Source organism: Streptomyces sp. RK9, assembly GCF_045070545.1.
Taxonomy (GTDB): Bacteria; Actinomycetota; Actinomycetes; order Streptomycetales; family Streptomycetaceae; genus Streptomyces; species Streptomyces alboflavus.
Map to the genome: position 1 here is coordinate 772,625 of NZ_CP173704.1, position 13,164 is coordinate 785,788.

General features: G+C 71.7%; 14 protein-coding genes and 4 tRNA genes. 8 read left to right on the forward strand and 10 right to left on the reverse strand.

The window, feature by feature from the left end; all coding sequences use genetic code 11:
- The first annotated feature begins 3 nt into the window (after positions 1 to 3).
- Positions 4 to 189 (forward strand): RICIN domain-containing protein, encoded by a 186-nt coding sequence (locus AB6L24_RS23510; protein ID WP_405658109.1) that lies wholly within the window; start codon positions 4 to 6, stop codon positions 187 to 189.
- A 69-nt stretch (positions 190 to 258) separates the two neighbouring features.
- Here the strand turns inward: AB6L24_RS23510 and AB6L24_RS23515 are convergent, their stop codons facing one another.
- Positions 259 to 669, reverse strand: coding sequence for an arsenate reductase ArsC (locus tag AB6L24_RS23515; protein ID WP_405658111.1), 411 nt, complete (start codon positions 667 to 669; stop codon positions 259 to 261).
- 55 nt (positions 670 to 724) lie between these two features.
- Complete coding sequence (locus tag AB6L24_RS23520) at positions 725 to 1,360, reverse strand: three-helix bundle dimerization domain-containing protein (RefSeq protein WP_405663282.1); 636 nt, start codon at positions 1,358 to 1,360, stop codon at positions 725 to 727.
- Positions 1,361 to 1,434: 74 nt separating this feature from the next.
- On the opposite strand from AB6L24_RS23520, the gene AB6L24_RS23525 reads away from it, so the two are divergent.
- Together AB6L24_RS23525 and arsB are read left to right on the forward strand one after the other, a co-directional pair.
- Positions 1,435 to 1,746: an ArsR/SmtB family transcription factor gene (locus AB6L24_RS23525; protein WP_405658113.1), complete on the forward strand. Its 312-nt coding sequence runs from the start codon at positions 1,435 to 1,437 to the stop codon at positions 1,744 to 1,746.
- Entirely contained in the window at positions 1,746 to 2,852 is a 1,107-nt protein-coding gene (gene arsB / locus AB6L24_RS23530; protein ID WP_405658115.1) for an ACR3 family arsenite efflux transporter, read from the forward strand. The genes AB6L24_RS23525 and arsB overlap by 1 nt, the downstream gene beginning before the upstream one ends.
- Before the next feature lie 98 nt (positions 2,853 to 2,950).
- On the opposite strand, the gene AB6L24_RS23535 is transcribed toward arsB, so the two are convergent.
- On the reverse strand, positions 2,951 to 3,310 hold the full coding sequence (locus AB6L24_RS23535) for an ArsR/SmtB family transcription factor (RefSeq protein ID WP_405658118.1): 360 nt from the start codon (positions 3,308 to 3,310) through the stop codon (positions 2,951 to 2,953).
- A 112-nt stretch (positions 3,311 to 3,422) separates the two neighbouring features.
- On the opposite strand from AB6L24_RS23535, the gene AB6L24_RS23540 reads away from it, so the two are divergent.
- Positions 3,423 to 4,715: an NAD(P)-binding domain-containing protein gene (locus tag AB6L24_RS23540; RefSeq protein WP_405658120.1), complete on the forward strand. Its 1,293-nt coding sequence runs from the start codon at positions 3,423 to 3,425 to the stop codon at positions 4,713 to 4,715.
- Positions 4,716 to 4,804: 89 nt separating this feature from the next.
- Here the strand turns inward: AB6L24_RS23540 and AB6L24_RS23545 are convergent.
- The 4 genes from AB6L24_RS23545 to AB6L24_RS23560 form a co-directional block, all read right to left on the reverse strand.
- Positions 4,805 to 4,877, reverse strand: a tRNA-Lys gene (locus AB6L24_RS23545).
- Between the two features lie 172 nt (positions 4,878 to 5,049).
- Positions 5,050 to 7,362, reverse strand: coding sequence for a DEAD/DEAH box helicase (locus AB6L24_RS23550; RefSeq protein WP_405658122.1), 2,313 nt, complete (start codon positions 7,360 to 7,362; stop codon positions 5,050 to 5,052).
- A 338-nt stretch (positions 7,363 to 7,700) separates the two neighbouring features.
- Entirely contained in the window at positions 7,701 to 8,201 is a 501-nt protein-coding gene (locus AB6L24_RS23555) for a hypothetical protein (protein ID WP_405658124.1), read from the reverse strand.
- A gap of 219 nt (positions 8,202 to 8,420) precedes the next feature.
- Entirely contained in the window at positions 8,421 to 8,771 is a 351-nt protein-coding gene (locus tag AB6L24_RS23560; RefSeq protein ID WP_189177750.1) for a metallopeptidase family protein, read from the reverse strand.
- An 82-nt stretch (positions 8,772 to 8,853) separates the two neighbouring features.
- Between AB6L24_RS23560 and AB6L24_RS23565 the strand changes: the two genes are divergently transcribed.
- The 4 genes from AB6L24_RS23565 to AB6L24_RS23580 all read left to right on the forward strand — a co-directional run bounded on the left by AB6L24_RS23565 (position 8,854) and on the right by AB6L24_RS23580 (position 10,782).
- A complete protein-coding gene (locus AB6L24_RS23565) occupies positions 8,854 to 10,413 on the forward strand; it encodes a metallophosphoesterase (RefSeq protein ID WP_405658126.1) in 1,560 nt (519 codons plus the stop codon).
- An 82-nt stretch (positions 10,414 to 10,495) separates the two neighbouring features.
- A tRNA-Glu gene (locus tag AB6L24_RS23570) sits at positions 10,496 to 10,568 on the forward strand.
- 38 nt (positions 10,569 to 10,606) lie between these two features.
- Positions 10,607 to 10,681 (forward strand) — tRNA-Asp (locus AB6L24_RS23575).
- A gap of 27 nt (positions 10,682 to 10,708) precedes the next feature.
- A tRNA-Phe gene (locus tag AB6L24_RS23580) sits at positions 10,709 to 10,782 on the forward strand.
- A gap of 395 nt (positions 10,783 to 11,177) precedes the next feature.
- Here AB6L24_RS23580 and AB6L24_RS23585 read toward each other — a convergent pair.
- The 3 genes from AB6L24_RS23585 to AB6L24_RS23595 form a co-directional block, all read right to left on the reverse strand.
- Positions 11,178 to 12,005: a cytochrome c biogenesis CcdA family protein gene (locus AB6L24_RS23585; protein WP_405658128.1), complete on the reverse strand. Its 828-nt coding sequence runs from the start codon at positions 12,003 to 12,005 to the stop codon at positions 11,178 to 11,180.
- Positions 12,002 to 12,835, reverse strand: a complete 834-nt coding sequence (locus AB6L24_RS23590; RefSeq protein ID WP_405658131.1) for a DsbA family protein — start codon at positions 12,833 to 12,835, stop codon at positions 12,002 to 12,004. Before AB6L24_RS23590 ends, AB6L24_RS23585 begins: the two co-directional genes overlap by 4 nt.
- Positions 12,836 to 12,913: 78 nt before the next feature.
- Positions 12,914 to 13,159, reverse strand: a complete 246-nt coding sequence (locus AB6L24_RS23595) for a hypothetical protein (RefSeq protein ID WP_405658133.1) — start codon at positions 13,157 to 13,159, stop codon at positions 12,914 to 12,916.
- Between the last annotated feature and the right edge of the window lie 5 nt (positions 13,160 to 13,164).

Below are 13,164 nucleotides of genomic sequence, written 5' to 3' on the forward strand. Positions count from 1 at the left end.
CGCATGTCCAGTGATGCACAGTCCGTCGAGATCCCGTCCCGGGCCCGGATCATCGCCAAACACAGCGGCCAGTACCTGGACGTGGCGAGCGGCTCCGAGGGCAACGGCGCCCGCATCGTCCAGTGGCCCCGCAAGGACGTCGACAACCAGCTCTTCCGGATCGAGGCCGTCCCCGACGCCGACTGGTAGCCCGGACCACCGGGCTGGTCCTCGCCGCAGGCCTTTTCCGTCGGCTCCCCGAACGGCTCGCGGGAATCCTCAGCGGCCGTCGATCTCGGCGATCAGCCCCTCGACGCGGCTCTTGATCTCGTCGCGGATCGGACGTACCGCCTCGACTCCCTTGCCCGCCGGGTCCTCCAGGGCCCAGTCGAGGTAGGTCTTGCCGGGGAAGACCGGGCACGCGTCGCCGCAGCCCATGGTGATGACGTAGTCGGATGCCTGGACCGCTTCGGTGGTGAGGACCTTGGGGCGGGCGGCGGAGATGTCGACGCCGACTTCCTTCATCGCCTCTACGGCAGCGGCGTTGACCCGGTCTCCGGGGACGGACCCGGCGGAGCGGACCTCGACGCGGTCGCCCGCGAGGTGGGTGAGGAAGCCGGCGGCCATCTGGGAGCGCCCGGCGTTGTGGACGCAGACGAACAGGACGGAGGTGAGCGGGGTGGAGGCCATCGGTTCTTCCTTAGCGGTGCGGAGCGGGGCCCGGATGGGTGCCGGGCCTGGGAGTTCAGGTGGTCGGCAGGGAGTCGAGCAACTCGGTGATGTGGGCGTCGATCTCGTCGCGGATCTGTCGGACGACGGCGATCGGGGCGTCCCTCGGGTCGGGGACGGGCCAATCCAAATAGCGGGGGCCGGGCACGACGGGGCAGGCGTCGCCGCAGCCCATGGTGACGACGATGTCGGCGGCCCGGACGGCTTCGTCGGTCAGCGGTTTGGGGAACGCGCCGCTGGGGTCGACTCCGGCCTCGGTCAATACCTGGGCCACGAAGGGCTCGACAGCGACGGCCGGCGTCGTTCCCGCGGAGGAGACCCGCACTCGGCCCGCGGCGCGGTGGGCGAGCAGGGCTGCGGCGAGCTGGGAGCGTCCGGCGTTGTGGCTGCACACGAACAGCACCCGCGGCTTCCGGCCACCCGGCCTCTTGCGCAGGTGCTCCAAAGAGTCGAGGCGCTCGGCCGTCCAGCGCTCGGCCAGCACGACCAAGTGGGTGGAGATGCGCGCGGTGGCGGCGAGCTGCATGTAGGAGTCGACGATCAGGGCCTGGACGGTCTCGGTGGAGAAGCGGCCGGTGTGCTGGGCGGCCAGGCGTGCGGCACCGGCGGCGAGGCGGGCGTCGGGCAGGACGGGTGGTGTGGGCGCGGTCATCAGGACCCCTCCGGCGGGCTCCACGATTCATCCTGGACTGGTATCAGTATTGAATGATGTGACAGTATCAGCCCATGCTGACGTCAGTCGACACTGAACTGTTGCGGGTGCTCGCCGACCCGCTCAGGCTGAAGATCGTGACCCTGCTCGCCCACGAGACCCTGTGCACCACGCACCTGGTCGCCGAGACCGGCGCGAAGCAGACCAATCTCTCCAACCACATGAAGGTGCTGCGCGAGGCGGGAGTCGTGGACACCGAACCGTGTGGGCGGTTCGTCTACTACAAGCTGAAGCCCGAAGTCCTCGACGCCCTGGCCACCTCCTTCGCGGGCCTGGCGACCACCGCGCGCGAGACGATCGAGAGCGGCCGGAAGCGGGCCTGCTGATGACCAGCACGGAACAGACGGGCGCAGGGGCGCCCGCGACGCCGGCCCCGGCGGCCGATCCCGGTGTCGTAGCCGAACTCTCCACGCTCGACCGCTACCTGGCAGTGTGGATCCTGGCCGCGATGGCCGTCGGTCTGGGTCTGGGCCGGATGATCCCCGGCCTGGACGACGCGCTCGCCAAGGTCGAACTCGGCGGGATCTCCCTGCCGATCGCGCTCGGCCTGCTGGTCATGATGTACCCGGTCCTGGCCAAGGTCCGCTACGACAAGCTCGACGCCGTCACCGGCGACCGCAAGCTGATGACCTCCTCACTGGTCATCAACTGGATCGTCGGTCCGGCCGTGATGTTCGCTCTCGCCTGGACCTTCCTGGCCGACCTCCCCGAGTACCGCACGGGCCTGATCATCGTCGGCCTGGCCCGCTGCATCGCGATGGTCATCATCTGGAACGACCTCGCCTGCGGCGACCGCGAGGCCGCCGCCGTCCTGGTCGCCCTCAACTCCGTCTTCCAGGTCCTGGCGTTCGGCCTGCTCGGCTGGTTCTACCTCGACCTGCTGCCCGGCTGGCTCGGCCTGGGCGACGGCGAGCACCTCGACATCTCCCTGTGGAAGATCGCCCTGAACGTCGTCGTCTTCCTCGGCGTCCCACTCCTGGCCGGCTTCCTGACCCGCCGCCTCGGCGAGCAGAAGCTGGGCCGTGAGAAGTACGAGGCCGACTTCCTGCCGAAGATCGGCCCGTGGGCCCTGTACGGCCTGCTCTTCACGATCGTCATCCTCTTCGCCCTGCAAGGAAAGACGATCACCTCGCAGCCGCTGGACGTGGTCCGGATCGCGCTGCCGCTCCTTGTGTACTTCGCGCTCATGTTCTTCGGCACCTTCGCCCTCGGCAAGGCGATCGGCCTGGCCTACGACCGCACCGCGACCCTCGCCTTCACGGCCGCCGGCAACAACTTCGAGCTGGCCATCGCGGTCGCCATCGGCACCTTCGGCGTCACCAGCGGCCAGGCGCTCTCCGGCGTCGTCGGCCCACTGATCGAGGTGCCGGTCCTGGTCGCGCTCGTGTACGTATCCCTGGCGTGGCGCCGGAAGTTCACGCCCGTCACCTGAGCCGCGCAAGCGTCGGCCCGCCGGTGGAGGCGGGCCGAACGCCGCCGGGCAGCACGTCCAGGCCCGGGCGGAGTCCGCACGCGCCGCGAGCGTCCCGCTCAGAAGGCCGTCAACAGCTTGCCCATCGCGGCGAGCACGCTCGGCTCGACCCGGTAGTACACCCACGTCCCGCGCCGCTCCGAGGCGAGCAGCCCGGCCTCCTTCAGCTTCTTCAGGTGGTGGGAGACGGTCGGCTGGGACACCCCGACGTCGGAGATGTCGCACACGCACGCCTCGCCGCCCTCGTGCGAGGCGACCAGCGAGAAGAGCCGCAGCCTGACCGGATCTCCGAGCGCCTTGAACATCTTCGCGGTGCGCTCGGACTCCTCGGCCGTCAGCGGCCGCTCCGTCAGCGGCGGGCAGCACGGCGCCATCGCCTCGTCCACGACCTGCGGCTCCACCACGCTCGACTTCGACATGCATCAATATTGACATCCATCGAACTGATGGGGCAAGCTCCGGGACATCAGCCATATCGACGAACGTCGAATCAAAAAGAAGATCGGCGTCACCCTCCTCCTGGAGCACGTCATGAGCGAGAACACCTCCGCCGCCCTGCCGATCGCGGTCGTCGGCGCCGGCCCCGTCGGCCTCGCCGCCGCCGCCCAACTGCTCGACCGCGGCCTCGAACCGCTGGTCCTGGAGGCCGGCGAGACGGCAGGCGCCGCCGTACGGGAGTGGGCGCACGTCCGCCTCTTCTCCCCCTGGGCCGAGGTCACCGACCCGGCCGCCGAGAAGCTCCTGGCCCCCACCGGCTGGGTCAGGCCCGACGGCGCCGCGTACCCCACCGGCGGCGACTGGGCCGAGCGGTACCTCCAGCCGCTCGCCGACGTCCTCGGCGAGCGGGTCCGCTTCGGCGCCCGCGTCACCGGCGTCTCCCGCACCGGCCGCGACCGCGTCGTCGACGCCGACCGCGACCAGCAGCCCTTCACCCTCCACATCCGGTACGCGGACGGCCGAGAGGAGCGCGTCCTCGCCCGCGCCGTCATCGACGCCTCCGGCACCTGGGCCACCCCCGGCCCGCTCGGCGGCGACGGCCTGCCCGCACTCGGCGAACGCGCGGCGGCCGACCGCGTCTCGTACCGCGTCCCGGACCTCAAGGACCCCACCGTCCGCGCGCGTCACGCGGGCAGGCGCACCGCGATCATCGGCTCCGGCGCCTCCGCCTTCACCGCCCTCGCCCTCCTTGCCGACCTCGCGAAGGAAGCACCGGGCACGCACGCCGTGTGGTTCCTGCGACGCGGCATCACCGGCTCCACCTTCGGCGGCGGAGCATCCGACCAGCTCCCCGCCCGCGGCGCACTGGGCCTCGCCGCCAAGGCCGCCGTGGACGAGGGCCACGCGGACGTCGTGACGGGCTTCCGCACCACCGCCGTCGAGAAGTCCGGCGACCGACTGGTCCTGCTCGGCGAGGACGGCCGCCGCCTCGACCCGGTGGACGAGGTCATCGGCCTCACCGGCTTCCGCCCCGACCTGTCCTTCCTCGACGAACTCCGCCTCGGCCTGGACGAACGCCTCCAGGCCCCGACCGCGCTCGCCCCCCTGATCGACCCCAACGTCCACTCCTGCGGCACCGTCTACCCCCACGGCGTACGCGAGCTCTCCCACCCCGAGCAGGGCGCCTACCTGGTCGGCATGAAGAGCTACGGCCGCGCCCCGACCTTCCTCGCCATGACCGGATACGAGCAGGTCCGCTCCATCGCCGCAGCTCTCGCCGGCGACCGGAAGGCGGCCGAACGCGTCGAACTGACCCTCCCCGAGACCGGCGTGTGCGGCGGCGCCGGCCTCTTCGACGAGCCCACGGCCCAGGCGGGCTGCTGCTGAACCACACGAAAAAGCGGCGTCCGGGTCGGCCATGGCCGACCCGGACGCCGCTCAGCAGGTCAGAGGGGGTTGCCCTCTCCCGCTCCTCGTAGACCGTGTGGGACTCGAACCCACAACCAATGGATTAAAAGTCCACTGCTCTGCCAATTGAGCTAACGGTCCTCGCCGACAAGGTGTCGGCGCACCCATGAGCATAGCCCGCCCGGCCCCGGCTTCCGATCGGGTATCGCTCTTGAGGGGCGTCGGGGTGAGGTCGAGGTGAGGGGGGAGCGGAACGGGCCCGCCCCCGAGTGGGGGCGGGCCCGTTGCCGTGGTGCGGGTGGGCGCTCAGGCGTCAGCCGTTGCGCTTCCAGCGCGGCTTGTCGTCGCGACGGCCGAAGGAGCCGGTGCCGGAGCCGGAGCCGCGGTTGTACGACGGGCGGTCGTGGCCGCCGGCGCGGTGGCCGCCGGAGGGGCGGTCGTCGCGGCGGTCGCGGTTGAACGGGCGGTCGCTGCCCCGGTGGCCGGACGGGCGGTCGTCGCGGCGGAAGCCGCCCCGCTCGTCACGGCGCTCGAAGGGACGGCCGCCACGGTCGCCGCCGCGGTCGTCACGACGGTCACGGTTGAAGCCACCGCGGTCGTCACGGCGCTCGAAGGAACGGCCACCGCGGTCGCCGCCACGGTCGTCACGACGGTCACGGTTGAAGCCGCCACGGTCGCCGCCGCGGTCGTCACGGCGGTCGAAGGAACGGCCGCCGCGGTCATCGCGGTTGAAGTCGCGGCGGAAGCCGCCACGGTCGTCGCGGTTGAAGCCGCCGCGGTCGTCACGACGGTCGCGGTTGAAGCCGCCACGGTCGTCACGGCGCTCGAAGGAACGGCCACCGCGGTCGTCACGGCGGTCGCCGCCACGGTCACGGTTGAAGCCACCGCGGTCGCCGCCACGGTCGTCACGGCGGTCGAAGGAACGGCGCTCCTTCTCGTAGTTGCCGCGCTCGTCACGGGCCGGACGACGCTGCTCGTACGAGGGACGGTCCTCGCGGACGGGACGCTCGGCGTCGCGCTCGGCGACCGGCTGCTCCGGCACGGACACCGCGGCGGTCCCGCCCTCGGTCTCGGCGGGGGCGTCGGCGGCCTCGGCGACGGCGGCGACCGCGGCCGTCGGGTCCTCGCCGCGCTCGCGGGCGGCGCGGGCGGTGAGGCGGTCGGCCTCGTCGCGCAGCTCGGCGGCGCGGCGCTGGGCGCGCTCCAGGTCCTTGGTGAGGTCGCGGACCTCGCGCTCGGCCTGGGTGGCCGCGTTGCCCGCGGACTCGGCCTGGACCTCGGTCATGGAGCGGGCGCCGGTGATCTCGGCGACCTCCGGGTCGAAGGCGCCGCCGCCGTTGATGATGTGGCGCGAGGCGTCGACGCCCGCGTCCTCCATCAGGCGGAAGATCTGGCGGCGCTGGTGCGGGAGGGAGAGCGAGACGACGGTGCCGCTGCGGCCCGCGCGGGCGGTACGGCCGGAGCGGTGCAGGTAGTCCTTGTGGTCACCGGCCGGGTCCACGTTCAGGACCAGGTCGATGCCGTCGACGTGGATGCCGCGGGCGGCGACGTCGGTGGCGACGAGCGCGTTGACGTAGCCGTCCTTGAAGTCCGCGAGGGTGCGCGTACGGGCGCCCTGCGTCATGCCGCCGTGCAGTGCGTCGGCCTTCACACCGGCGTCGCGCAGCTGCTCGGCGATGCGGTCGGCGCCCAGCTGGGTGCGGACGAAGATGATGGTGCGGCCCTTGCGCGCGGCGATGGCGGCGGTGACCGGCGCCTTGTCGCGGGGCTTCACGATCAGGATGTGGTGCGTCATGGTCGTGACGTTCCCCTGGGCGCTGTCGACCTCGTGCGTCACCGGGTTGGTCAGGTAGCGCTTGACCAGCGTGGAGATCTCGTTCTCCATCGTGGCGGAGAACAGCATGCGCTGGCCGCCGGCCGGGACCTGGTCGAGCAGCTCGGTGACCTCGGGCAGGAAGCCCAGGTCGGACATCTGGTCGGCCTCGTCGAGGACGGCGACCTCGACGTTCTCCAGGGAGCAGGCGCCGCGGTTGATGATGTCGCGCAGGCGGCCCGGGGTGGCGACGAGGATGTCGACGCCGCGCTCCAGGGCGTAGATCTGGTTGCCCATGGACGTACCGCCGCAGACGACCTTCATCTTCAGGCCGAGGACGTCGCCGTAGGGCTGGAGGGCGTCGGCGACCTGCATCGCCAGCTCGCGGGTCGGGGTCAGGATGACCGCGCGGGGCTTCTTCTTCTCGGTGTAGCCGTCGGCGAGGCGCGCCAGGGTCGGCAGACCGAAGGAGAGGGTCTTGCCGGAGCCGGTGCGGCCGCGGCCGAGGATGTCCTTGCCGGCCAGGGCGTCCGGGATGGTCGCGGCCTGGATCGGGAACGGGGTGTGCACGCCGTTGCGGGCGAGCTTGCGGACGACGCCGTCGGGCAGGCCCAGGTCACCGAAGGTGATCTCGGGCTCGGCGTCGGCGTCGGCCTCGACGGCCTCGGCGACGGCGTCGGTGGCGACCTCGGTGACGTCCGCGGCCTCGACGGTCTCGGCGGCCTCGGCAACAGCCACTACGGCGTCGCTCTCGACGGCCTCGACCGACTCGTTCTCGGGCAGGACGGCGTGGTCAGAACTGAAAATGGACATGCGAAATGCGAAACCTTCCGGAGTCTCGGCACGCGCCCGTCAACTCCGTGATTTCGCAATGGACCGCCTCTATGCGGTCAGCCACGGCAAGGGAGAGTACGCGCCACGCGGCGCTCTTCTGTGTCGGCGCCGGGCAAATGGGATCAAACGATCTACCACCATACGCACCCCCCACCCCAATTGGCAAACGCCCACCATATCGGGGCTTTCCCGGGGCGTCGGCGACGGCTCGACACCCCCGTACGTACGGCCCGCCGGCGCTCCCGTACGCGGCGCCCCACCCCGGCCCCGGGCTCCCGGACGCGGCCTCCTACCCGCCTCCCGCCACCCGCCTCCCCCTACGCAGGCCCCGCCTGAGGCGAAGGCTCTCCCCGCCCGGCGGGCTCCCCCACCCCTCCGTGGGCGGACGACGACGGCTCCGGGGACGTCGGCTCCTGCGTGGGCGTGGGGGTCGCGGACGTCGGGTCGGGGGCGGGGGTGCTGCGGGTCGGCCGGGGCCCCGGCCGCGTACGGGTCGGCGAGGGCTTGCCGCCGTCGCTGGTGGGTTCGACGGTCGAGCCGCCGCCGGAGCCGCCCTTCGAGGGCTTGTCGTCCGGTGCGGCGTCCTTGCCGCGCCCGGCGGCCGGCTTCTTGCCGTCCTTGCCGCCGTCCTTCTCGCCGCCCCCGGCGTCCTTGCCGCCCTTGCCGTCCTTCTCCCCGCCCCGGCCGCCCTCGGCGCGCCCGTCGCCGCGGGAGCCGCCGGGTGTGACGCTCCCCCCGTCGGGGGCGGCGGCCCCGCTCCGCTCACCGGCGGACCGTGCGGGGGCGGGCGCGCCGCTCCCGTCGTCGCCGATGCTCATACAGCCCGCGGTGGCCGCGACGGCCATCACGGCCGCGGCCCACCGAACGGAAACGTACACATGGCGCACGGCCGAGCACCTCCGAAGGCGCTGGGGGAAGGAACGACCTGCCCAACTCCCGCGCCCCGCAAGAGGACACGGAAACCCCGCGCCCGCACCCGACCTGTGACCGAAGCCTCGACGCGACCGCACCGGACCGGGGTGCGAGGCCCCGGAACCTCAGCCGTACCCCAGGGCGTGCAACCGCTCGTCGTCGATCCCGAAGTGATGCGCGACCTCGTGCACCACGGTGATCTCGGTCTCGGCGACGACGTCCTCGCGCGACTCGCACATCCGCAGGGTGGGACCCCGGTAGATGGTGATGCGGTCGGGCAGCACACCCGCGTACCACTCACCGCGATCGGTGAGCGGGGTCCCTTCGTAGAGCCCGAGCAGCTCGGGGTCATCGCTCGCCGGCTCGTCCTCGACGAACACCGCGACGTTGTCCATGAGCCGCGTCAGCTCGGGAGGGATCCGGTCGAGCGCCTCGGCCACCAGTTCCTCGAACTCCTCGCGCGTCATCTCCAGCACACGCCCATTGTCCGCCACGCCCCGCACCGGCCGCCCGCCCGGCACGGGCATAGCCACCACCGCGCATGGGCATACGGGCCCAATGGGGCGCGACGTGACGGTCGTTCTGCGCAACCTGCGCGGCCTGCGCGGGGCGACGACGGCTCTCGTCCGCCGCTACCGCGCGGCACACCGGCCCCCCACCACGAACCTCACCAGCACCCCGCACCCGTTCGGCCGTGCGGTGGGCATGGTGGCGGTGGTGCTGCTCGGGGCGTGGCTGGGGCTGCTGATCGTCGGGAGCGTACGTACGTCCGTGGGGCCGATGGACACGCGCATGCAGCTGCGCCCGTCCCTGACCGGCGGCACGAAGATCGACGTGTCGCCGCTGGGCGCCCTGGAGCTGAACTCGCACGTGGCGCCGATCCGCCTGGACGTGGAGGTGGACCGCCTGGACCCGGTGCGCTCGGAGGCCCTCGTGGACCATCCGGAGCGGATCTCGGGGATGCAGGAGGAGGTGGCGGAGGACGTCGTGACGGGCACGTTCAACCTGGCGGTGCGCTCCTGCGCGGCCGTGGTCGCGGGCGCCACGGCGCTGGGGCTCGCGGTGTACCGCAGACCGCGCAGGGCACTCGCGGCAGGCGGCCTCGCACTCGCGCTCCTGGCAGCCTCCGGCACGGCGGCGTACGCGACCTGGAACCCCAAATCGGTCCTGGAGCCGAAGTTCTCGGGCCTGCTGAGCAGCGCCCCCTCGGTCGTCGGCAACGCCCGCAACATCGTCAGCGAATTCGACGTGTACCAAAGGGAGTTGGCCCGCCTGGTCACCAATGTGACGAAGCTGTACGACGTGACGTCGACCCTCCCCGCGTACGAACCGGACCCGTCCACGATCCGGCTCCTGCACGTGTCGGACATCCACCTGAACCCGGCCAGCTGGAAGATCATCTCTTCCCTCGTGGAGCAGTACGAGATCGACGTCATCGTCGACTCCGGCGACACCATGGACCACGGCACCGCCGCCGAGAACGCCTTCCTGGACCCGATCGAGGACCTTGGCGCGCCCTATGTGTGGGTGCGCGGCAACCACGACTCGTTCGCGACGCAGCGCTACCTGAAGAAGCTCAAGAACACCCACGTCCTCGACGGCGGCAAACCGGCCGACGTCGCGGGCCTGCGCTTCGCGGGCATCGGGGACCCCCAGTTCACGCCGGACCGCTCGGTCAAACAGGAGGGCGACGCGGTGGAGGAGATGGCGGGCGTCACGCTCGCCGCCTCGCTGCGCGAGCAGGCCGCCAGGGGCACGCCGGTCGACATCGCGGTCGCGCACAACCCCACGGCCGCACGCCGAACGGACGGCACGGTGCCGCTGGTCCTCGCGGGACATGTGCACCGCCAGGAGATGGAGGTCATGGACGAGGGCACGCGGCTGCGCATCGAGGGCTCCACCGGCGGCAGCGGGCTGCGCGCGGTCGAGGGGGACCACCCCGACCCGGTGGAGACGTCCGTGCTCTACCTGGACCGCGACACCAAGCGCCTGCAGGCCTGGGACGAGATCAAACTGGGCGGGCTCGGCCTCACGAAGGCCGAGGTCAGCCGCCATCTGCCCAAGGAGAACCAGCCCGGGGCCGACCCCTCGACGCCGCCCCCGGTCCCGCCCCAGTAAACCGTTTTGGCGATCCCTCCCCCCATCCCATATGCTTCTCACGTCCCCGACGCGCTGCGAAGCGCCCACGGCGGGCCTCTTAGCCCTCATCGTCTAGTGGCCCAGGACGCCGCCCTTTCAAGGCGGTAGCACGGGTTCGAATCCCGTTGGGGGCACGCAACACCTGTGCGAGACTTGTGCTCGCACAACGCTTGGTCCTGTGGAGCAGTTTGGAGTGCTCGCCACCCTGTCAAGGTGGAGGCCGCGGGTTCAAATCCCGTCAGGACCGCTTGCAGATCACCTCGGTGAGCTGCGTGGCTGGGTAGCTCAGTTGGTACGAGCGATCGCCTGAAAAGCGATAGGTCGCCGGTTCGATCCCGGCCCCAGCCACCTCCAGAAGGCCCCGTCCCCGGACGGGGCCTTCGCCGTTCCCCTCCCCCTCCCCCTCCCCCAGATCACAGTCACCGTCGGCCTGGGGCCGTGCCCCTCCCTCCACATCAAAGTGACCGCCGAACCGGGCTGTGCCCACCCGTTCCGCCCTCTGGGCGGCCCAGCTGCCCACAGGGCAGAACGGCAGCCGGACGAGGAACCCCCACCGGACCGATCGCCGCCATCCGAACCGGAGGGGACGTGCCGGTATGTCCGCGCGCAGCTCGGCTCACCACGACGAGCATCCACGGGACGTAGGGGATGACGCACACGCGAGCACGGACATACCGGCGCGGCCCCGCACCCACGCACCGGAGCGAGGGCGAGGGACCGCAACCCCCACGGACGGACCCCGGCTAATCCGAAGCGGTGGACCTGAGGCGACGGAAGAGGAACACCGCGCCCGCCACCACCACGACCCCCACCAGCATCACCCAGTCCGGCACGGCGTCCCCGAGCCGCCCCGCCCACTCCTGCACGGCGAACGAGTCGTCCACATCCAGCAGCCCGGGCAGCGCCGCAGCCCCGTCGTACGCCAGGAACAACCCCCCGAGCAGCACGAAGAACAACCCGGACAGCACCGACGTCGTATGCAGCTCGAAGCGCCCCACCCGGAACACCCGCCCCCGCAGCCACCGCCGCCGCCCCAACTCGAACCGCTCCCACAACACGGCGAGAACGAACAGCGGCACAGCCATCCCCAGGGCGTACACGGCAAGCAGAGCGCCCCCGTACACGGGACTCCCGCTCACGGCAGCCACGGTCAGCACACTCCCGAGGATCGGCCCGGCGCAGAACCCGGCGAGCCCGTAGACAGCCCCCAGCGCGTACACCGACACAGCCGTGGTGGGCCGGATCCGCCCGGACAGCTCGGCCATGCGCCGCGAGGCGAACCCCAGGCCCACCACCTGCGCGACACCGAGCGCGATGATCAGCCACCCGGCCCAGAAGACCAACTGCTCCCGGTGCCCGAAGAAGAACCGCCCGGCCACGGACCCGGCGGCCCCGAGCGGCACCAACGTCGTGGCGAGCCCGGCGTAGAAGATCCCGGTACGCGCGAGGAGCCGCGAGGTGGAGTCGATGGAGTAGGCGAAGAAGGCGGGAAGCAACAAGGCGCTGCACGGACTGACCAGAGCCAGCAACCCCGCCAGAAAAGCAGCGAAGTACCCGACGTCGGCGCTCACTTCTTCTTGCCCTTGCCGGCCTCGGCCTTCGCCGCGTCGATGGCCTGCTCGAACACGGCGTCAGGCTGCGCCCCGGCGATCGGCTGCCCGTTGACGATGAAGGACGGCGTGGAGGTGGCGCCGAGCTTGTACCCCTCCTCCTGGTCCTTCTTCACGGCGGCCCGAGCGGCATCGCTCCCGGCGTCCCTGGCGAACCGCTCGACGTCCCCGACCCCGGCCTCCCGGGCCAGCTCCTTGAGCCGCCCGTCCCCGAAGCCCTTCTCCTTGGCCCCGTCCGCGTACGCGGCCTCGTGGAACTGCCAGAACTTCCCCTGCCGGCCGGCCGCCCAGGCCCCGCGGGCTGCCCGCTCGGAGTCCTCGCCGAAGATCGGGAAGTTGCGCCACTCGATGCGCAGGGTGCCGTCCTCGACGTACTTCTTGACGAGGTCGGGCTCGGTGTCCCGGGCGAACTTCCCGCAGAACCCGCACTTGAAGTCGGCGTACTCGATCATGACGACGGGCGCGTCGGCCTTGCCCTGGGCGAGCGGGTCCTTGGCGTCGCGGCGGGCGAGGGCGGCGAGCTCGGGGTAGACGCCCTCGCGCGGCGATCCGGCGGAGTCACCGGAGCCGGATCCGGAGCCGGAGGACTTCTCGGCGGTGGCGGTGGAGGGCTTCCCGGGCTTGGAGGCGGTGTACGAGGCGACACCGAGGATCGCGGCGACGGCGACGACACCCGCGACGACGGCGATGTTCTTCTTCTTGCGGGCGGCGGCCTTCTCGCGGGCGGCCTGCTGAGCGCGGGCGGCGGCCTTGCTGGTGGACGAGGAGGACTTGCCGGTGGGTGACGACATGGTGATGCACTGCTCCTGATGCGTGTGGTGCGTACGTGTACGCGTACGTAGCTGAGGGACCCCTGGGACAGGGGGCTCCTACACGCGCAGGACGGAGAGGTCTATCGGCGAGGGCGGCACGAGAGGGGGCGGCGCGCGGCCCGGCGAGACGGTGCGGACGGCCTGGTCGGCGATCCACGACCCGGCGGCGGGCCGGGTGTCGTAGAGGGCGGGAAGCAGCTCGTAGGAGCTGGGGGAACGCGGCGGCGCGGCGGGCCGCTGCACGTCACCCTTGTCGCCACCCTGCCCGCACCCGGGCACACCCTGGCCTTCGGCGACGAACACCGGCG

Coding starts and splice junctions, on each gene's coding strand:
- AB6L24_RS23510 (WP_405658109.1), top strand. CDS start 4: ATGTCCAGTGATGCACAGTCCGTCGAGATCCCGTCCCGGGCCCGGATC.
- AB6L24_RS23515 (WP_405658111.1), bottom strand. CDS start 669: ATGGCCTCCACCCCGCTCACCTCCGTCCTGTTCGTCTGCGTCCACAAC.
- AB6L24_RS23520 (WP_405663282.1), bottom strand. CDS start 1,360: ATGACCGCGCCCACACCACCCGTCCTGCCCGACGCCCGCCTCGCCGCC.
- AB6L24_RS23525 (WP_405658113.1), top strand. CDS start 1,435: ATGCTGACGTCAGTCGACACTGAACTGTTGCGGGTGCTCGCCGACCCG.
- arsB (WP_405658115.1), top strand. CDS start 1,746: ATGACCAGCACGGAACAGACGGGCGCAGGGGCGCCCGCGACGCCGGCC.
- AB6L24_RS23535 (WP_405658118.1), bottom strand. CDS start 3,310: ATGTCGAAGTCGAGCGTGGTGGAGCCGCAGGTCGTGGACGAGGCGATG.
- AB6L24_RS23540 (WP_405658120.1), top strand. CDS start 3,423: ATGAGCGAGAACACCTCCGCCGCCCTGCCGATCGCGGTCGTCGGCGCC.
- AB6L24_RS23550 (WP_405658122.1), bottom strand. CDS start 7,362: ATGTCCATTTTCAGTTCTGACCACGCCGTCCTGCCCGAGAACGAGTCG.
- AB6L24_RS23555 (WP_405658124.1), bottom strand. CDS start 8,201: ATGAGCATCGGCGACGACGGGAGCGGCGCGCCCGCCCCCGCACGGTCC.
- AB6L24_RS23565 (WP_405658126.1), top strand. CDS start 8,854: ATGGGGCGCGACGTGACGGTCGTTCTGCGCAACCTGCGCGGCCTGCGC.
- AB6L24_RS23590 (WP_405658131.1), bottom strand. CDS start 12,835: ATGTCGTCACCCACCGGCAAGTCCTCCTCGTCCACCAGCAAGGCCGCC.